This is a genomic window from Clostridium sp. chh4-2 (assembly GCF_002899675.1).
Taxonomy (GTDB): domain Bacteria; phylum Bacillota; class Clostridia; order Lachnospirales; family Lachnospiraceae; genus CHH4-2.
In genome coordinates, this window is sequence record NZ_PKUU01000008.1 from 192245 (window position 1) to 211979 (window position 19735).

General features: G+C 46.4%; 16 protein-coding genes and 1 other annotated feature. Of the genes, 12 read left to right on the forward strand and 4 right to left on the reverse strand.

Annotated elements, in window-relative coordinates; genetic code table 11:
• The first annotated feature begins 63 nt into the window (after positions 1-63).
• On the forward strand, positions 64-1116 hold the full coding sequence (locus tag C0033_RS10885) for a spermidine/putrescine ABC transporter substrate-binding protein (RefSeq protein ID WP_103227896.1): 1053 nt from the start codon (positions 64-66) through the stop codon (positions 1114-1116).
• 1 nt (position 1117) lies between these two features.
• Positions 1118-1258, forward strand: a complete 141-nt coding sequence (locus tag C0033_RS27020) for a hypothetical protein (protein WP_180994679.1) — start codon at positions 1118-1120, stop codon at positions 1256-1258.
• 128 nt (positions 1259-1386) lie between these two features.
• Here C0033_RS27020 and C0033_RS10890 read toward each other — a convergent pair whose 3' ends face one another.
• Entirely contained in the window at positions 1387-1608 is a 222-nt protein-coding gene (locus tag C0033_RS10890) for a hypothetical protein (RefSeq protein WP_103227897.1), read from the reverse strand.
• 165 nt (positions 1609-1773) lie between these two features.
• On the opposite strand from C0033_RS10890, the gene C0033_RS10895 reads away from it, so the two are divergent.
• Positions 1774-2919, forward strand: coding sequence for a hypothetical protein (locus tag C0033_RS10895; protein WP_103227947.1), 1146 nt, complete (start codon positions 1774-1776; stop codon positions 2917-2919).
• A 3-nt stretch (positions 2920-2922) separates the two neighbouring features.
• Here C0033_RS10895 and C0033_RS10900 read toward each other — a convergent pair whose 3' ends face one another.
• Positions 2923-4647, reverse strand: a complete 1725-nt coding sequence (locus tag C0033_RS10900) for an ATP-binding protein (RefSeq protein ID WP_103227898.1) — start codon at positions 4645-4647, stop codon at positions 2923-2925.
• A 345-nt stretch (positions 4648-4992) separates the two neighbouring features.
• On the opposite strand from C0033_RS10900, the gene C0033_RS10905 reads away from it, so the two are divergent.
• The 3 genes from C0033_RS10905 to tyrS all read left to right on the forward strand — a co-directional run bounded on the left by C0033_RS10905 (position 4993) and on the right by tyrS (position 9727).
• Entirely contained in the window at positions 4993-5703 is a 711-nt protein-coding gene (locus C0033_RS10905; RefSeq protein WP_103227899.1) for a response regulator transcription factor, read from the forward strand.
• Positions 5675-7993 carry a HAMP domain-containing sensor histidine kinase gene (locus C0033_RS10910; RefSeq protein WP_146043756.1) on the forward strand — a complete coding sequence of 773 codons (2319 nt, stop codon included), beginning with the start codon at positions 5675-5677 and terminating at the stop codon, positions 7991-7993. The genes C0033_RS10905 and C0033_RS10910 overlap by 29 nt, the downstream gene beginning before the upstream one ends.
• A 67-nt stretch (positions 7994-8060) precedes the next feature.
• Positions 8061-8346, forward strand: a binding site (T-box leader).
• A 151-nt stretch (positions 8347-8497) separates the two neighbouring features.
• Positions 8498-9727, forward strand: a complete 1230-nt coding sequence (gene tyrS / locus C0033_RS10915) for a tyrosine--tRNA ligase (RefSeq protein ID WP_103227901.1) — start codon at positions 8498-8500, stop codon at positions 9725-9727.
• 11 nt (positions 9728-9738) lie between these two features.
• Here the strand turns inward: tyrS and C0033_RS10920 are convergent, their stop codons facing one another.
• Both C0033_RS10920 and C0033_RS10925 read right to left on the reverse strand, forming a co-directional pair.
• Complete coding sequence (locus C0033_RS10920; RefSeq protein WP_103227902.1) at positions 9739-10299, reverse strand: manganese efflux pump MntP family protein; 561 nt, start codon at positions 10297-10299, stop codon at positions 9739-9741.
• Between the two features lie 323 nt (positions 10300-10622).
• Positions 10623-11993: an MATE family efflux transporter gene (locus C0033_RS10925; protein ID WP_103227903.1), complete on the reverse strand. Its 1371-nt coding sequence runs from the start codon at positions 11991-11993 to the stop codon at positions 10623-10625.
• 591 nt (positions 11994-12584) lie between these two features.
• On the opposite strand from C0033_RS10925, the gene aspS reads away from it, so the two are divergent.
• The 6 genes from aspS (at position 12585) to C0033_RS27630 (ending at position 18778) form a co-directional block, all read left to right on the forward strand.
• Positions 12585-13916, forward strand: coding sequence for an aspartate--tRNA(Asn) ligase (aspS, locus tag C0033_RS10935; RefSeq protein ID WP_103227905.1), 1332 nt, complete (start codon positions 12585-12587; stop codon positions 13914-13916).
• A 115-nt stretch (positions 13917-14031) separates the two neighbouring features.
• Positions 14032-14325: an Asp-tRNA(Asn)/Glu-tRNA(Gln) amidotransferase subunit GatC gene (gene gatC, locus C0033_RS10940; RefSeq protein WP_103227906.1), complete on the forward strand. Its 294-nt coding sequence runs from the start codon at positions 14032-14034 to the stop codon at positions 14323-14325.
• A 25-nt stretch (positions 14326-14350) separates the two neighbouring features.
• The gene (gatA, locus tag C0033_RS10945) at positions 14351-15838 is read left to right on the forward strand and encodes an Asp-tRNA(Asn)/Glu-tRNA(Gln) amidotransferase subunit GatA (RefSeq protein WP_242984472.1); all 1488 of its coding nucleotides are present in this window, start codon (positions 14351-14353) and stop codon (positions 15836-15838) included.
• Complete coding sequence (gene gatB / locus C0033_RS10950; RefSeq protein ID WP_103227908.1) at positions 15835-17271, forward strand: Asp-tRNA(Asn)/Glu-tRNA(Gln) amidotransferase subunit GatB; 1437 nt, start codon at positions 15835-15837, stop codon at positions 17269-17271. Before gatA ends, gatB begins: the two co-directional genes overlap by 4 nt.
• Positions 17272-17345: 74 nt before the next feature.
• On the forward strand, positions 17346-18635 hold the full coding sequence (locus tag C0033_RS10955; RefSeq protein WP_103227909.1) for an aminotransferase: 1290 nt from the start codon (positions 17346-17348) through the stop codon (positions 18633-18635).
• A gap of 17 nt (positions 18636-18652) precedes the next feature.
• Entirely contained in the window at positions 18653-18778 is a 126-nt protein-coding gene (locus C0033_RS27630) for a hypothetical protein (RefSeq protein WP_278320747.1), read from the forward strand.
• Positions 18779-19735: the final 957 nt, after the last annotated feature.

The window sequence follows — 19735 nt, forward strand, 5'->3', positions numbered from 1 at the left end:
ATAAAATAAAGTTTCAGGCAAGTAAACAGGCAATGCCGCCAAGCGGCAGAACAGGAGGAAGTTATGAAAAAATGGAAACGCAGCGCAGCGCTTTTGCTGTCGGGAATCATGGCAGCCGGTCTTTTACAGGGATGTGGCGGAAAGAAAAGTGAAGAACTGAACATCTACACCTGGGCGGAATATGTGCCGCAGGATGTGATCGACGGCTTTGAAGAGAAAACGGGAATCAAAGTGAATTACACCAACTTTGAGGCCAATGAAGAGATGCTGGCAAAGCTGGAAACCAGCAAAGGCGGCGATTATGATATTATCATCGCGTCCGATTATATCATCAAGATAGCGGCCGACGAGGGCCTTATAAAAGAGATCGACAAAGAAAAAGTTCCCAATTACCAGAACATTGATCCTGTATTCCAGAACTTCTTTTACGATCCGGACAACAAGCTGACCGTCCCATATGGCCCAGGCATTCCACTTATTGTATACAATCCGGAGATGGTAAGCACTGAAATTACAGGCTATGAATCTTTATGGGACCCGTCTTTAAAAGACAGCGTGGCCCTGATGGACAGCGAGCGTGTGGTGATGGGAATGGTTTTAAAAACCATGGGTGAATCATTTAATACGGAAGATTTGGATGTGATTAAGCAGGCAGGCAGCAAACTGATGGAGCTGGCTCCAAACGTGCGTGTGCTCAGCCAGAACCAGACCCAGGATTTCCTTCTCAGCGGAGAGGTAAGCGCAGCTTATCTGTTCACCTCCCAGGTTGTTCTGGCCCTGCAGCAGAATCCTGATTTAAAGGTAGTATATCCGAAAGAGGGATTGGGCTTTGGCGTGGACGCTGCATTTATCCCGGCACAGGCGCCTAACAGCGATAATGCGATGAAATTCTTAAACTATATCCTGGATGGGGAAGTAGGAGCCAAGGTATCGCAGGAAACCTACTATCTCTGCCCGAACAAAGCTGCTTATGAATTTTTGCCGGAGGAATTCAAAAAGAGCCTTGTGATCAGCTCTGATGATATTCCAAACGGAGAATTTATCCAGGATGTGAACGCGGATGCCACATCACTTCATGAAGAACTCTGGACAGAGTTTAAGGCGAAGCTGGATTAAATTGTTTTTTAACGGATTTGGCGGAATAGTACGCCCGGAATCGGGATGCGGAACCGGGAGACGAAGGTCAGAGGGGCCGTCCGGGCCGGGGAAGGAAGATGCAGCCAGATCGGATTCGGGATTCGCCCCTAAGAACTACTAAGACCCGTAAGGACAGAACGAGGCAGGCCAGCGCCATTCGCAGTGAACTTCGCTGCTCAGCGGCGCTTTAGAACCTGACACCGAAATCAGGTTCTACCTGCCTCGTTCTGCCCTTCCGGGTCTAAGTAGTTATAAAGGGGTTCCATACGATCCGATCTGTCTGCATCTTCCTTCCCCGGCCCGGACGGCCCCTCTGACCTTCGTCTCCCGGCTCCGCCTCCCGATTCCAGGCTGGTTTTCGCTGGCCTGGTTAAAAACAATGTTAATGCATTGGTATTTATGTAAAGACCGATTTACATAGAGGGTGAAGGCATTTCTGAAAAAGCCTTCACGGTTGATGTAAAAACTCACTCACCCATCTCAAAAAACTTGAGAAAATATTACAAATTATTACAATTGACGGACATCTGTTGAGCTTGGAGTTACTCCATACTTTATGATAGAGAGTGGAAGGAAAGGCGGAATGTAGCCGCATTTCATGAAGGCGATAAAACAAGGATGTCGGGAGCTGATATTATGAAAAACAGAAGATACAAAGCGGCAGCTGTGATACTGGCTGTTCTTACGATGAATGGCAGCGTATCCACGGCGGCTCAGAACGGCTGGGTGCAGGAGAATAACAATTGGTGTTATTATGATAATTCAGGGAATAAAGTGACGGACGAATGGAAGGAATCCAACGGAGGATGGTATTATCTCGGCGGGGATGGTTATATGCTTAAAAGCACCCTGATCGAAGAGGATGACGATTATTATTATGTGAATTCCTCGGGAATGATGGTAAAGAGCCAGTGGAGGACCGTGCCCAACGAAGACAGGGAAGAAGATGAGCCGGAAGTCTGGTGGTATTATTTCCGGGATAACGGAAAGGCGTGGAAGCAGAACGGGTCTAATCTCAGTTTAAAATCCATTAAAAAAGCTAATGGAACCACCTGCAAATACATATTTGACGATGAAGGCAGAATGCAGTTTGGATGGGTAAATGACAATGGTGAGCGGGTTCCGGAAGATGACGCATATAAAGAGGCCACCTATTACTGCGGGGATAACGGGGATGGAGCGGTTGCTTCGAATACCTGGGCCAGGGTGATTTTGGAGGATGAGGTGGACGATAACGGAGACACCCGTGTCGAATGGCTTTATCTGGGAAGCAACGGCAAGAAGACGGTCGGCGTGTTCCGAACCATAAACGGGAAAAAATACGGGTTTAATGATGATGGCGAGATGCTGCGGGGGCTTTATAAGCTGAAAACCAGCGGAAGCAAGATCGAAGAAGCCGAGAAAATATTAGAAGAAGGGGATCTCCCCGAGAAAGATGATCCGTGGGATGTCTATTATTTCAGCGAAGGGTCCCAGTATGGAACGCTTCAGACCGGAAATCAGACCATAAGGCTGGACGGAGAAAAATTTAACTTCACATTCCGGTCCAATGGAATTGGTTTGAATGGAATTTCGGACGGATACATTTATAAAAAGGGCAGGAAGCTGGAGGCAGATTCTGATCTGAAGTATGAACCGGCAACTTGTGACGGCAAGGAGTATCTGGTTAATACTTCAGGCAAAATCATGAAAAATAAAAAGAATTTAAAAGACGGAAACGATGTATACTACTGTACCGATAAGAGCGGTGTAATCACTTACAGCGGTATGGAAAAACAATAGCGTTTAAAGGTAAGGACGGATTGTCTCAAACAGCTTTGTGATATCAATGGGTTTGGAGATATATCCGTCCATTCCATTTTGGTGTGCCGCATCGATATCATGATGGAAGGCATTGGCGGAAAGCCCCAGGATGGGGATTGTCCGGGCATCCGGGCGGTTTATGGAGCGTATGGAACGGCTGGCCTTCAGCCCGTCCATCACCGGCATCTGGATATCCATAAGAATCAGTTTATATTGACCCGGAAGAGAAGCTGCGAATTCATCGACAGCTTCTTTTCCGTTCCATACAGGCTTTACAGCGGCTCCGCAGCTTTCCAATATGGCGGAGGCGATTTCTGAATTGATCTCGTTGTCTTCCGCCAGCAGAATGGAAATGCCGTCCAAACTGCATTCTGCGTCTTCTGTGGCAAAAGCGGCTTGGGTCTCCGGCTGTTTACTGTTTTGCGGCGGGCATTTCAGGGGGAGAGTGATTGTAAAACAAGAACCCTGTCCGGGTTTACTGGCCACCGTAATGTCTCCGTGCATCATTTTCACAAAATTATAACTGATTGCAAGTCCAAGTCCTGTTCCTCCGTATTGATGGGAGGTGGACGCCTCGGCCTGTTCAAATGGCTCAAAAATGCGGCTTTGGAATTCCTCGCTCATGCCGATTCCGTTATCTTTGATCATGAATTGAAGAGATACCAGGTCATCCTGAACGGTTTTTTCTGTAATATCCAGATGGACACATCCGCCGGAGGGGGTAAATTTCAGGGCATTGGAAATAATGTTAATGATGATTTGGCTGATTCTGAGTTCGTCGCCGATGACGGAACGCACGGTCAGGCCGCGGGCGTCGATATAAAAGCGGATCCCGGCGTCTTCCGCTTTTTGTTTAAACATTGTATTGATCCGGTCGATAAGCCGCGGAAGTTCAAATTCTTCATCATATAATTCCACTTTTCCGCTTTCGATCCGGGACATATCCAGAATATCGTTAATTAAAGTCATCAGATAGCTGGAGGATAAATCGATCTTATTTAAACAGTCCAGGAGCTTTTTTCTGTTGTCCACAGACATCCGGGCCACTGCGGTCATGCCGATGATTCCGTTCATCGGAGTACGGATCTCATGGGACATGCGGGAAAGAAATTCGCTTTTGGCCTGGCTGGCATTTTCCGCGGCTAAAAGGGCGTCGTTTATCTTTTTCTGCTGTTGGCTGTAGAACCAGAACAGGGCGACCAGAACGATGAATACAAGGTTTAGGCAGATAAGGCGGAATTTTGCATTGCTGACGCAGGTTTCGGAATAGATTTCTGCGGCGCTGACTGTGGTGTCGGCTAAAACGAAGAATTCTTCGCTCAGATCGAACAGACGATGGCTGTCGGAACCATTTCTGACATTCAGGATTTCCGCTTTCAGCAGTTCCCAGGATTGGGCCATCGTATTAATATGATTTTGGAATTGGGGATCAGGAAGAAGGATCAGATCATTATTGCCGTTTCCGTCGGCCAGTTCACAAATGATTTCATCCAGATATTGAATGAGAGAATCGTTAGGCGTGTAATTTAGTTCCTGTTTTACGAGGCGCTGGCTGGCGCCTCGGACAATGCCTGCATAGTTGATAACCCTGCCGTTTCCCTGAAGATGACTGATGGAAGAAAGAGACGTGATGCTGATGAAGAAAAAAAGAACAATTAAGAGAACCGGCATTATTTTCTGCGACAATTTCTGTGAAAAATTTATCATATGGATACCTATGTTCTTTCTGGTTAATTTTATGGATGAAACATGATATAAGCCGCTTTTTTACTGCCATTATATCATAGGAAAATGGTTACGGCATTACAATTTTAAATATAATCGCAAATAAAAATATTATTTTGTAATTGAGAAAACGGGTTAAGATATTATGAGCCAAATGCTTTTGCAATACCTTAACCAATCTTTAGAAATTCTTTCGTTTTTTCTGCATTGCACCTTTAGATTTGAAACGTATACTTATCTCATCAAAAAGAGGAGGTGCAAAGCCGAAAGAAATGATATACTACTTATCATCAGATAAGTTTATGAGTGGAAAGGGATTTATGAGTGATGGAAGCGAGCCGAATTTTACTAGTAGAAGACGATAAGGAAATCAGAGAGGGAATTGAAATTTTTTTGAAGGCGCAGGGATACCAGGTATTCCAGGCGGCAGACGGCGTGGAAGGATTGGAAATTATTGAACGGGAAGAGATACATCTGGCGGTTGTGGATGTGATGATGCCCCGTATGGACGGGATCACCATGACAATTAAGCTTAGGGAAACATATGATTTTCCGGTCATATTTCTTTCGGCGAAATCAGAGGAAGTGGATAAGATCATGGGACTTAATATGGGAGCGGACGACTACATTACGAAACCGTTCACTCCGATGGAATTATTAGCCCGTGTGAATTCACAGTTAAGGCGTTATAAACGTTTTCTGGAACGGCTGGAAAACAGCCAGCCGGACAATGGAAGGATCTACAGGATTGGCGGATTGGAATTAAATGAGGACACCGTGGAGGTTTTTGTGGATGGAAATCCGGTCAGAATGACCCCTATGGAATATAAGATATTGTTGCTGTTAATGAAAAATCCAGGCCGGGTATTCTCGGCTGAGGAAATCTATGAACGGGTTTGGAATGAGCGGGCGGTCAACACGGATACGGTTATGGTACATGTAAGAAATATCCGTGAAAAGATTGAAGTGAATCCAAAGGACCCGAAATATTTAAAGGTGGTGTGGGGAGTTGGATACAAAATTGAAAAACAGGCATAGTTTAGGAATTTTATTGATGATCGTCACTATTATTGTGGCGGCGGCGTCCATGATCGGGATGTATCCTTATATCGAAAAGAATGCCGCAGCATATGAAGCGGGAAGAAAAAAGTCCGGCGAGTATGAGGTCAATCAGGCCAGAGAATTTTCTGTTGAATTTATGAACAGCAGCTATGCGATTTGGCAGGAATATATACAGGACCAGGCGGGATACATTATGACGCCTGCACAGGTATTCTATCCTCAGGTGGCGGATTCACTGATGAAAGAAAACGTGCAGGATACGAACATTCAGCAGGATACAAATACTGTGGAGGCGGAAGACGGCAGCTATAGTGAAGAAGACACAGCGCAAATGGAGACTGCCGTTGATGTCAGCGAATATTTGAGAGATTTTCAGTACAGCATTAACGAACGCGGAGAGATTTGGAAATCACATTACAGGCAGCTCCGCCCTAAGATGAGCTACCGCATGCTGGATGAGAACGGAAAAGAGCTTATGAGCAATAAGGGAAGCGACTTCGATCCGTTAAAAGGTACCATCACAGTTCAAATGAAATTTGATAATTTAGGTCGGCTTTTGGTGGAACGCGTTCAGGCGGATACCTCTGTCTATCAGGAACAGATCGCCAATACGATTGGGGACTCATTGGGAAATTATTATTTTTATGATCCTATGGCGGCTGTATATCAAGATTATTATTCAGGAGTTGCCATTCCCAATTTCAGCTTTTCAGGTCCTAAAAACGTAACCTATGAGTTTACGGTCAATCAGTCGGCTGTTATTCCGGATAACCAGAGCTACAGCCAATGGAGCAGGATACTGCCATACTATCATGACCATACAATCTTATATACAGCCTTAGCGATTATGGGGCTGGTTACATTGCTGGCACTTTTTTTTCCCTGCTTTCGCTCTTTCCAGATAGGACAGGAGAAAATATTCAGGGCTCCGTTGGAACTGGTGCTGCTGATTGCCAGTGTATGCATCAGCATTTTCTTTTCAACGCTGCCGGCTCAAATAGTTGGGATGACTCTGACCGGTGCATTCCGGGAAGAACTGATCAGGGCTGATTTTCTTCCGGGAGCCGCCAATTTCCTGGTTTGGCTTATCAATTTTGGAGCATGGGCAATTGGATTCGGGCTGCTTTACTGGGGAATTACCTGTATGAGATCCGTTTTCGTGATCGGACCTGTGAGATATTTTAAGGAACGCACGTTAACCGGCCGGATTCTTCGCTGGCTTTGGAAACATTGGATCAAATTTGTAAAATGTATGACAACAATCGACTGGAGCAGCACTTCCACGAAACAGATTGGAAAGCTGGTTCTTGTCAACGGAATCCTGCTTATTATCATCAACTGCTTCTGGTTTTTCGGAATTCCGGCAATTTTAATCTACTCCGCAGTTTTGTTTTTCTGGCTGCGAAAGTATTATAATGACATGCAGAAAAAATATGGGATTCTTCTGGAATCCATCAGCCAGATTGCGGACGGAGATTTAAATATCCGGATTGAAGAAGATTTAGGCGTGTTCGAACCCATTAAGGAAGAGCTGTCCGTAATTCAGGACGGATTTAAAAATGCGGTGAATAAAGAGATGGTGAGCCAGCACATGAAGACAGAACTGATCACCAATGTCTCCCATGATTTAAAGACTCCTTTGACTGCCATCATCACTTATGTGAATCTGTTGCAGCAGGAAGATGTGACAGAAGAGGAGAAGAAGAACTATATTGAAGTCCTGGAGCAGAAATCCATGAGACTGAAGGCGCTCATTGAGGATCTGTTTGATATCAGCAAGGCTACCAGCAGAAATATGCCTTTAAATCTGGTGGATGTGGATCTTGTAAACCTGATTAAGCAGGTTCGTCTGGAACTTTCCGACCGGATTGAAACATCAGGAATTGACTTCCGCTGGAAGCTTCCGGAAGAAAAAGTCATTCTGACGCTGGACAGCCAGAAAACTTATAGGATTTTTGAAAACCTGTTGGTGAACATTACGAAATATGCGCTTCCGGGAACGAGAGCCTATGTGGAACTGACGGAAGACGAGTGGGTGACCGTGACGCTTCGCAATATCTCGGCTACTGAGATCACGGTGACTCCGCAGGAACTGATGGAACGGTTTGTGCGCGGCGATGAATCCAGAAATACGGAAGGCTCAGGACTTGGAATGGCCATCGCGAAAAGCTTTGTGGAAGTACAGGGCGGAGAGATGGATGTGGAAATCGAGGCGGATTTATTCCGGGTAACCGTCCGCTGGAGAAATCAGAATTTCAGGAGATAATTGGGCTTGACAATTGAGAATTCACCCCGTATAATGTGGATTATCAGTAATGAGCAAAATTTCATGAAGAAAAGCGATGATAAGAAAAAGTAGTAATTGGCAAAAGCACACAGAAAGCAGCCGGGTGATGAGAGGCGCGTGGAAAGCCGGTTATGAATACATCTTTGAGCTTCACACCCAACGGTATACAGATACCAAGTAGGCTGTGACGGAACCAGTATTTGCCTGCCGGCAGATATGCACACGTTATAGTGCTGGAGTATAGATCTCTTATGGAGACTGTACTTGAGGAGGTAAGCGGCGCGAGCCGTTTATAAATTAAGGTGGTAACGCGGGTTCGGCCCGTCCTTATGTAACATAGGGACGGGTCTTTTTTTGTATCATAGGATTCGGGTGCCATAGGAAAATGCTTCCATGATATAAAAAGCCCTCCGCTTCCGGACAAACCAGCAGAGATAAAAGCATGAAAACACGGCTCAGAAGAAAGAAAAAGGAGAATGGAAAATGAATTGTTATGACGAATTAGTGGCCCGCGGGCTGATTGCCCAGGTGACCAACGAGGAAGAGATTAAAGAGATGGTAAACAATGGAAAAGCCACTTTTTATATCGGATTTGACCCTACCGCTGACAGCCTTCACGTAGGACATTTTATGGCTCTTTGCTTAATGAAACGTCTTCAAATGGCAGGAAATAAACCGATCGCATTAATCGGCGGCGGCACGGCGATGATCGGCGATCCTTCGGGAAGAAGCGATATGCGCCAGATGATGACAACAGAGACCATCCAGCACAACTGCGACTGCTTTAAGGTTCAGATGAGCAAATTCATCGATTTTTCGGAAGATAAAGCGCTTATGGTGAACAATGCCGACTGGCTTTTGAAATTAAACTATGTGGAACTGTTAAGAGAAGTGGGTTCCTGTTTCAGCGTAAACCGCATGCTGACCGCAGAATGCTACAAGCAGCGTATGGAAAAGGGACTGAGCTTTTTAGAGTTCAACTACATGATCATGCAGAGCTACGATTTCTATGAGTTATTCCAGAAATACGGATGCAACATGCAGTTTGGCGGGGACGACCAGTGGAGCAACATGCTGGGCGGAACCGAACTGATCCGCCGCAAACTGGGAAAAGACGCCCATGCGATGACCATCACTCTGCTGCTCAACTCCGAAGGAAAGAAGATGGGAAAAACCCAGTCCGGCGCCGTATGGCTTGACCCGAATAAGACTTCCCCATTCGAATTCTATCAGTACTGGAGAAATATTGCGGATGCGGACGTATTAAAATGCCTGCGCATGCTCACATTCCTTCCTTTAGAGCAGATCGATGAGATGGATAAATGGGAAGGCAGCCAGCTGAACACGGCCAAAGAAATTCTCGCATTTGAACTGACAAAACTGGTTCATGACGAAGAAGAGGCAAATAAGGCTCAGGAGGCTTCCCGCGCACTGTTCTCAGGCGCAGGAAATTCAGAGAATATGCCGTCTCACCAGCTGACCGCCGATGACTTTACAGACGGAATCATTGACATTCTGTCCGTACTGCAGAAATCCGGTCTGGCAGCTTCCCGTTCCGAAGCGAGACGTAACGTGGAACAGGGCGGAGTTTCCGTAGACGGACAGCAGATCAAAGATATTAAAAAAACATTTACTGCTGAAGAAATCGGCGTTGACGGTATCGTTGTAAAACGCGGTAAAAAGAATTTTATGAAGGTGACCGTTCAGGAATAAACGGCGTTTCATTAATCGAAAAACAGATGTTCAATCAGGATATTGAATCCCATCAGTATGAGAATCAGCCCGCCTGCAAATTCAGCCTTTGATTTGTATTTGCAGCCAAACACATTGCCCACCTTAACTCCCACGATTGAAAGGGCAAATGTGGTGATTCCGATAAAGGAGACTGCCGGAACAATACGAACCTGGAGGAAAGCAAAGGTGACTCCCACGGCAAGGGCATCGATGCTGGTTGCGATGGCAAGCAGCGTCATGTTTTTGGGATCGAGGGATGCATCGCAGCTTTCCTCTTCTTTGTTCAGGGATTCACGGATCATGTTAAAACCGATGACGCTTAACAAAATAAATGCGATCCAGTGGTCCACTGCGGTGATGGAATCCCGGAACTGGGAGCCTAAAACATAACCGAAAAACGGCATGGCAGCCTGAAAACCGCCAAAATACAGTCCCACAATAACCGCATTTTTCCAGCTCATCCTGGACATGCTCAGCCCCTTACAGATGGATACGGCGAAGGCGTCCATGGACAGCCCGACTGCGATGATAAATAATTCAATTAGTGACATGTGAAGATCCTCCTATGTTTGTAATACCGACCCTTAAATGTATCAGATTTTGTGAGGAAGTAGAACTGTTTCACGCCGGAAGGTATTTTATATCATAGGAGAAATTTTCCTAAGACATAAAAAAAGACCTATCTGCAGCAAAACACTGCAGATAAGTCTCATCATTCAAAATAAAGCCAGATATATGAATATCAGTATGTTGACCTTATTACACGCGGGACACGTGCTGACTACTCCCTCATCTTCGCTCAATTCTAAAGTATTTTCATGAATCTGTCAAGAAAAATTCTCATTAACAGTAATAGATCAGTCTTCCGATGCCGTTAATGACCGGACAGTTTTTGAATCTTCTCTTTATAAATCTGCCTGAACAGGATGGTGCTCAGGATGGCAGCGATAATTTCGGCCAAAGGAAATGCGTACCATACGCTGTTTAACCCCAAACTTCTCGCAAAGAGATAGGCCAGCGGCAGGATGCAGACCAGCTGCCTGGCGACGGACACGATCAGGCTGTAGACCCCGTTTCCAAGCGCCTGGAATACGGAACCTACGATAATGCAGTAGCCGGCAAACAGGAAGCTGATGCTGATTAAACGCAGGGCCGGAGTTCCGATTTCCAGCATATATGGGGATGCGTTGAACATTTTAAGCAGCTGAACCGGAAGGGTCTGGAAGATAATCAGTCCGATCATCATGATTCCAACCGCAACGCAGATGCTGAGTTTTGCGGTATCCATAATACGTTTTTTATTCCGCGCGCCATAGTTGTAGGCGATAATCGGGATCATCCCGTTGTTCAAACCGAATACAGGCATGAATATGAAGCTTTGAAGCTTGAAATAAATTCCGAACACGGAAACTGCCGTTTCTGAAAACATGATCAGAATTTTGTTCATTCCGAATGTCATCACGGATGCGATGGACTGCATGATGATGGACGGGATGCCCACCTCGTAGATGACTGCAATGGTTTTCTTATGAGGACGGAATCCTCTTAACCGGATGATGACGTCAGGATTCTTTGTTTTATTAAAGAATGCGGACAAAATCATGGCGATAATCTGCCCGGTTACAGTTGCAATAGCTGCCCCGCGGATGCCGAGAGCAGGAAATCCCAACAGTCCGAAGATCATGATAGGGTCTAAAATGATGTTGATAATCGCTCCTGCGCCCTGTGTCAGCATGTTGTAAATGGTGCGGCCCGTGGACTGCATGATTCGTTCCAGCATCATTTCCAAAAAGAGACCGAAGCAGAAGACACAGCAAATGCTCAGATACTGAGTTCCATACTCGATGATGAGAGGGTTGTCCGTCTGGGTGGCAAAAAAACTGTGCGCGCCGAAGATTCCGAAAGCAGCGAACGCTAAGTAGCTTACAAATGCAAGAAATATACCGTTGACAGCGGCGTTGTCGGCGGCCGTCTGGTTCTTTTCTCCCAAAGACCGGGACAGCAGGGCGTTGACGCCGACGCAGGTTCCCACGGATACGGCGATCATCAGGTTCTGCACCGGAAATGCCAGAGATACCGCAGTCAGGGCTTCTTCCCCGATCTGTGCCACAAAGACACTGTCTATAATGTTATACATGGCCTGCACCAGCATGGAAATAACCATGGGCAGGGACATGGAAAGGAGCAGACGGTTGATGGGCATGGTTCCCATCTTGTTTTCTGCCGGTTGATTGTTTACAGCCATAAAAACCTCCTATATAGTTAGCATGCTAACTATTGTAGCGGGAATGACAATAAAAGTCAATGTTTTATTATTTTATATAAATTGGGTATTGCAAAGAGAAAATGGTTATGCTATCATAATAAACAATTTAGTGAGGGAAAGTATTAAAACTATTGATTTTAGGCTTTTCCCCATGAAAAAGCGAAGAAAGAGACTCTTGCCTGAGGGACTTCAACAGGAAGATGGTGTCACCGACTGAGAGCACCGTCACGTAGGAACTGGCAAAGGGAACACTCTGGAGCTGACATATTGAACACTGTCAATTTGGGTTTGGCAAAGTAGGTATGTCCGTAGGCACACGTTACGTGTAAGAGAGGAGATTCAGTAACCCAAGCGGATCTCAATGCGGGTGGTACCGCGGATAAGAACGATTGTCCGTCCCGGAATACGTAACAGTATTCCGGGACTTTTTTATTTCCCGTAAATCGAGAAGATAGAAAGGTCCCGGAATATCTGGCTGCGGCGCCTGCAGCAGGCGTGCCAGAATGCTGTGCAGCATTTTATGCTGGATAACCGTAAATCAATTGCACCGATGGTAAGGAGAAATGAAACATGGAATTTATCAGTGGAGTAGTGGAGAAGGAGACAGTGGGGATTGAGGCAGTGCTTGACGGGAAATATATGGGAAAAACCGTTAAAATGAACGGTGCCGTACACAATGTCCGCCACATGGGGGACGTAGCATTTGTAATTCTTCGCAAAGCGGAGGGATTGGTACAGTGTGTTTATGAAAAAGGGGTTACGGAATTCGATTTAAAAGACTTAAAAGAAGAATCAGCAGTGGAGATAACAGGAACTGCCGCACCGGAAGAGCGGGCGCCTCAAGGTTTTGAGATCCGCCTTCAGACCATAAAGGTCCTGTCACAGCCGGCGGAAGTGATGCCGGTTGCGATCAACAAATGGAAGATGACCACGTCTCTTGAAACAAAACTGGCCCTGCGCCCGGTTACTTTGCGCAACATCCGGGAAAGGGCGAAATTTAAGATTCAGGAAGGGATCGTAAGAGGTTTCCGCGATTACCTTCACGCCCAGGGATTTACGGAGATACGTACCCCTAAGATTGTGGCAAGAGGAGCGGAAGGCGGTTCCAACGTATTTAAACTGGATTATTTTAATAAAAAAGCGGAGTTGGGGCAAAGCCCCCAGTTTTATAAACAAACCATGGTTGGGGTATATGACCGGGTATTTGAAGCCGCCCCCGTGTTCCGGGCGGAAAAGCACAACACTACCCGCCATCTGAACGAATATGTGAGCCTGGATTTTGAGATGGGCTATATCGACGGTTTCGAAGACATCATGGCAATGGAAACAGGATTTCTTCAATATACCATGGACCTTCTGAGCAGGGAATATAAAAAGGAACTGGAAATACTTGGAGTGACCCTGCCGAAAACAGACCGGATTCCGGCCGTGCGTTTTGACCGGGCAAAAGAACTGGTTTCAGAGAAGTACGACAGAAAGATCAGAAACCCATACGATCTGGAACCGGAAGAAGAGATATTAATAGGAAGATATTTTAAAGAGGAATATGACAGCGACTTTGTATTCGTTACCCACTATCCGTCGAAAAAACGGCCGTTTTATGCCATGGACGATCCGGCGGACAGCAAATTTACCCTGAGTTTTGATCTGCTGTTTAAGGGACTTGAGGTCACTACGGGAGGGCAGAGAATCCATGATTATGGAGAGATTGTGAAAAAGATGGAGAAGAGAGGGATGGACCCGGCGGATATTGAATCCTATCTGATGATATTTAAGTATGGGATGCCGCCTCATGGAGGGCTGGGAATTGGGCTGGAGAGGCTGACGATGAGGCTGTTGGATGAGCAGAATGTGAGGGAAACTGCTATGTTTCCGCGGGATGTTACCAGACTGGAACCCTGATTTTTTACACTAAGGGTGAAGGCATTTTCGAAAATGCCTTCACCCTTAACATAAAAACGTGAAGGCATTTCTGAAAATGCCTTCACCCTTGATGTTAAAAAAGGAGCGGAGAACAATGGCAAATATAATCAGCGACGAAACAATCGAATACGTGGGCATTCTTGCAAAACTGGAGCTTTCCCAGTCAGAAAAACAGGCCGCCCAAAACGACATGAGCCGCATGCTGGCTTACATCGATAAATTAAACGAATTAGACACTACCGGAGTAGAGCCTCTGTCCCACATCTTCCCGGTCAGCAATGTATTCCGCGAAGACGTGGTCACCAATGGTGATGAACGGGAACAGATACTGAAAAATGCACCCCAATGCAAGGACGGAGCCTTCAAGGTGCCAAAGACCGTGGAATAAATTCCAGCAGAAAGGAGAGTTCAGCTTGAGTATATTGGATTTAACAGCGGTTGAGCTGGGAAAAAAGATTAAGTCAAAAGAGATTACCGCAGTAGAAGCCACAAAAGCGGCATTAGCTCAGATCAAGGCTCTGGAACCGGAATTGAACTGTTTTGTTACAGTCGATGAGGAAGGAGCGGTCAAACGCGCCGAAGAGGTGCAGAAAATGATTGACGACGGAACCCTGACCGGCCCATTGGCGGGCGTTCCGGTGGCGATTAAGGATAATATGTGTACGGAAGGAATGCTGACAACCTGCAGCTCCAAAATTCTATATAATTTTAAACCAACTTATACGGCCCAGGCAGTTAAGAATCTGGAGCAGGCCGGGGCGGTAATTCTGGGAAAGACCAATATGGACGAATTCGCCATGGGCAGTACCACAGAAACCTCCGCATATGGTGAGACGAAGAATCCTTGGAACACGGAACATGTTCCCGGCGGTTCTTCAGGCGGTTCCTGTGCGGCGGTGGCGGCAAATGAGTGCTTTTTCGCACTGGGGTCTGATACAGGCGGTTCCATCCGTCAGCCCAGCTCATTCTGCGGAGTGACGGGGATTAAACCCACTTATGGAACCGTATCACGTTATGGACTGATTGCATACGGATCTTCTTTGGACCAGATCGGTCCGGTGGCGAAAGATGTTACGGACTGCGCCACTATATTAGAAGCGATTGCTTCCTATGATAATAAGGACAGCACATCCGTGAAACGAGAAGACTGCGATTTTACATCTGCTCTGGTGGATGATGTGAAGGGAATGAGAATTGGAATTCCAAGAGATTACCTGGGAGACGGGCTGGACCCGGAGGTGAAGGATGCGGTGCTCAAAGCGGCCAAGGAATTGGAAGCTAAAGGAGCTTTGGTGGAACTGTTTGATTTGAGCCTGGTGGAATATGCGATTCCGGCCTATTACGTGATCGCATCCGCAGAAGCCAGCTCCAATCTGTCCAGATTCGATGGAGTAAAATATGGCTACCGTGCAAAGGAATACGAGGGGCTTCACAGTATGTACAAGAAAAGCCGTTCGGAAGGGTTCGGGCCGGAAGTGAAACGGCGGATTATGCTGGGATCATTTGTATTAAGCAGCGGTTATTATGATGCTTATTATCTGAAGGCGCTGAGGACCAAGGCGTTAATTAAGAAGGCATTTGACAAGGCATTTGAATCTTACGATGTGATTCTTGGACCGGCGTCGCCTGCTACGGCGCCGAAATTGGGAGAATCCTTAAATGATCCGCTGAAAATGTATTTGGGCGACATTTATACCATTTCGGTTAACTTAGCAGGACTTCCGGGAATGACGGTTCCTTGCGGAAAGGATTCGAAAGGCCTGCCAATCGGGCTGCAGCTGATCGGAGACTGCTTTAAAGAGAAGAATATCATCCGCGCGGGCTATGCATTTGAAAAGACGAGAACTTATGAAGCGCCCGGACTGGCAAAAGGGGTGGCAGAACGGGAGGTGGTGTCATGAGCAAACAGTATGAGACAGTAATCGGTTTGGAAGTTCATGTTGAACTTGCCACAAAGACAAAAATCTTCTGCTCCTGCTCCACCGAGTTTGGCGGAGCTCCTAACACCCATACATGTCCGGTGTGCACGGGAATGCCGGGATCATTGCCGGTGCTTAATAAACAGGTGGTGGAATATGCCCTGGCCGTGGGCCTTGCCACCAACTGCGGCATTAACCAGTACTGCAAATTTGACAGGAAAAATTATTTTTATCCGGATAATCCGCAGAATTACCAGATTTCACAGCTTTATCTGCCGATCTGTCACGACGGCTGGGTCGAAATCGATACTTCGGCCGGGAAAAAGAAGGTTGGTATCCACGAAATCCACATGGAAGAAGATGCCGGAAAATTGATTCATGATGAATGGGAAGACTGCTCTCTGGTGGATTATAACCGTAGCGGCGTGCCGTTAATCGAGATCGTTTCAGAACCGGATATGAGAAGCGCTGATGAGGTAATCGCATATCTGGAAAAACTGAGGCTGATTATACAGTATTTAGGCGCGTCGGACTGTAAACTTCAGGAGGGTTCCATGAGGGCCGACGTGAACCTGTCTGTCCGCGAAGTGGGAGCACCTGAATTCGGTACAAGGACAGAAATGAAGAATCTAAACTCCTTCAAGGCCATTGCCCGTGCGATTGAGGGGGAGAGAAAACGTCAGATTGAACTGATTGAGGAAGGAAAAAAGGTGGTTCAGGAGACGCGGCGCTGGGACGACAATAAGGAATCCTCCCATGCCATGCGTTCCAAGGAGGACGCCCAGGACTACCGGTATTTTCCGGACCCGGATCTGACGCCTGTTGTAATCAGTGATGAATGGCTGGAGGAGATAAGAAAAAGGCAGCCGGAACTTCGGACGGAAAAATTGGAACGGTATCAAAGAGAATACCAGCTGCCGGAGTACGACGCCGGGATCTTGACCTCTTCCAAACACATGGCGGATCTGTTTGAACAGACCGTATCCCTGTGCCGGAAACCGAAAGAAGTGTCCAACTGGCTGATGGTTGAAACCATGCGTTTGCTGAAGGAAGAAGAAAAAGATCCGGAAGATATCACATTTTCACCGGAAAACCTTGCAAAGTTAATAAAATTGGTGGATACTAATATAATAAACCGCACGGTAGCCAAGACAGTATTTGAAGAAGTATTTAAAAATGACACAGATCCGGAGCTCTATGTGGAAGAAAACGGGCTGAAAGTAGTCAATGACGAAGGCGCTCTCCGCCGGACCATAGAAGAGATCGTGGCGGCGAACCCCCAGTCCGTAGAGGATTACCATAGTGGAAAAGAAAAGGCCATGGGCTTTTTAGTGGGCCAGACCATGCGGGCCATGAAAGGCAAGGCAGATCCGGCCATGGTAAACCAGATTGTAAAAGAAATACTAATGAGGTAATCGCTCTCCCTATGGAGGTTTCGATTATATTGCCGTAACTGGCAGAATGAGAGGTAAAAATGAGGAGGAAGAAAATGAAGCCATATGCAGAAATGACGAAAGAAGAGTTACAGTCACTTAGAAAACAGCTGTCCGCCCAGTACAAGGAATTCCAGGGTAAAGATCTGAAACTGGATATGTCCCGCGGCAAACCAAGCGCAGAGCAGTTAGACCTGTCCATGGGCATGATGGATGTTTTAAGCAGCGATGACGACCTGACATGTGAAGACGGAACCGATTGCCGTAACTATGGCGTATTAGATGGAATTAAAGAAGCAAAGGAATTGATCGGAGATATGATCGAGGTTCATCCCGACAATATCATTATCTACGGCAACTCCAGCTTAAATGTTATGTACGATACCATTTCCCGTTCCATGACTCACGGTGTTATGGGAAATACTCCCTGGTGTAAACTGGATAAGGTGAAATTCCTCTGCCCTGTACCGGGATATGACAGACACTTTGCGATCACAGAATATTTCGGAATTGAAATGATCAATGTGCCAATGACTCCTACCGGCCCGGATATGGACATCGTAGAAAATCTGGTGGCAAATGACGAGGCGATCAAGGGAATCTGGTGCGTGCCTAAATATTCCAATCCACAGGGAATTTCCTATTCTGACGAGACGGTACGCCGTTTTGCTCGTTTAAAACCGGCAGCTTCTGATTTCAGAATTTATTGGGATAATGCTTATGGCATTCATCATTTATACGACCATGACCAGGATCATTTGGTTGAAATTCTTGCAGAATGTAAGAGGGCAGGTAATCCGGACCTGGTTTATAAATTCTCATCCACTTCAAAAGTCAGCTTCCCAGGTTCCGGTATTGCGGCAATCGCTACCTCACACAACAACCTGGTTGACATTAAAAAGCAGCTGAAGATTCAGACCATCGGCCATGATAAAGTGAACCAGCTCCGCCATGTTCGCTTCTTCGGCGACATTCACGGAATGGTTGAGCATATGAGAAAACACGCTGATATTATGAGACCTAAATTTGAAGCGGTTACCACAATTTTGGAAAGAGAGCTGGGCGGACTTGGAATCGGTAGCTGGCTGTCACCAAAGGGCGGATATTTCATCTCCTTTGATTCTTTAGACGGATGTGCGAAAGCGATCGTTGCAAGATGTAAAAAAGCCGGCCTGATAATGACAGGAGCTGGAGCGACTTATCCATATGGAAAAGATCCTCATGACAGCAATATCCGTATTGCGCCTTCTTATCCGCCGCTGGGGGATTTGATGGTGGCTATGGAATTGTTTGCTTTGTGCGTTAAGATGGTAAGCATTGATAAACTTTTGAATGAAATGCAGTAAATTGTTATTTAACGGGGGTGGCGAAAGGGGGACGCCCGGAATCGGGAGGCGGAACCGGGAGACGAAGGTCGGAGGAGCCGTCCGGGCCGGGGAAGGAAGATGCAGCCAGATCGGATTCGGGATTCGCCCCTAAGAACTACTAAGACCCGTAAGGACAGAACGAGGCAGGCCGGCGCCATTCGCAGTGAACTCTTTATGACTTCGCTGCTCAAGGGCGCCTTAGAAACTGACACGGAAATCAGTTTCTACCTGCCTCGTTCTGCCCTTACGGGCCTAAGTTGTTCTAAAGGGGTTCCATACGATCCGATCTGTCTGCATCTTCCTTCCCCGGCCCGGACGGCCCCTCCAACCTTCGTTTCCCGGCTCCGCCTCCCGATTCCGGGCTGGTTTTTGCTGGCCTGGTTAAAAACAATATTGGTGCGTAGGTATTTATGTAGCACTACATTTACATAGTTCGTACATAGATCGTGAAGGGATTTTCAGAAATGACTTCAGGTTTTACTTTAAACGTCAAGGCATTTCACGAAACGACTTCACTCTTTACATTAAATCATGAAGGCATTTCTGAAAATCCCTTCACGGTTGATGTAAAAACTTACTCACTACTCCACCAAATCTTTTTTACCCTCAGCTAGCCAAGCAACAGCCGGAAAGAAGGGGAAACCTGGGCGGGCGGCGAACATAGAGAACGACAGGGGATCGTGTGCAGACCCTTAGTGATACTTGGCCGGCAAGAACGGAAAAAGGCAGACAAATACTGAATTCCGAATCAGTGTTTGAGGCGCCCTTGAACGATGAAGTCATAAAGAGTTCATCGTGAATGGCGCCGCGCTGCCTTTTTTCGCTCTTGGCGGCCTAGTATTACTTAGGGTCGTAACCCGAATCCCCTGTCGTTCTCTATGTTCGCCGCCCGCCCAGGTTTCCCCTTCTTTCCGGCGTTTCTTTCTCAATTAAATAAAGATTTATGATAGTTTATTTTTAGTTTGTAGTAAGAGTATTTATTGTCAATGTTTTCATATTAAATGATGTTCTACGCCCATTTAGCGGTATTCTATCCATATGAAAATTTTTTGTCATTTTTAAGCCATGAATAATTTTAA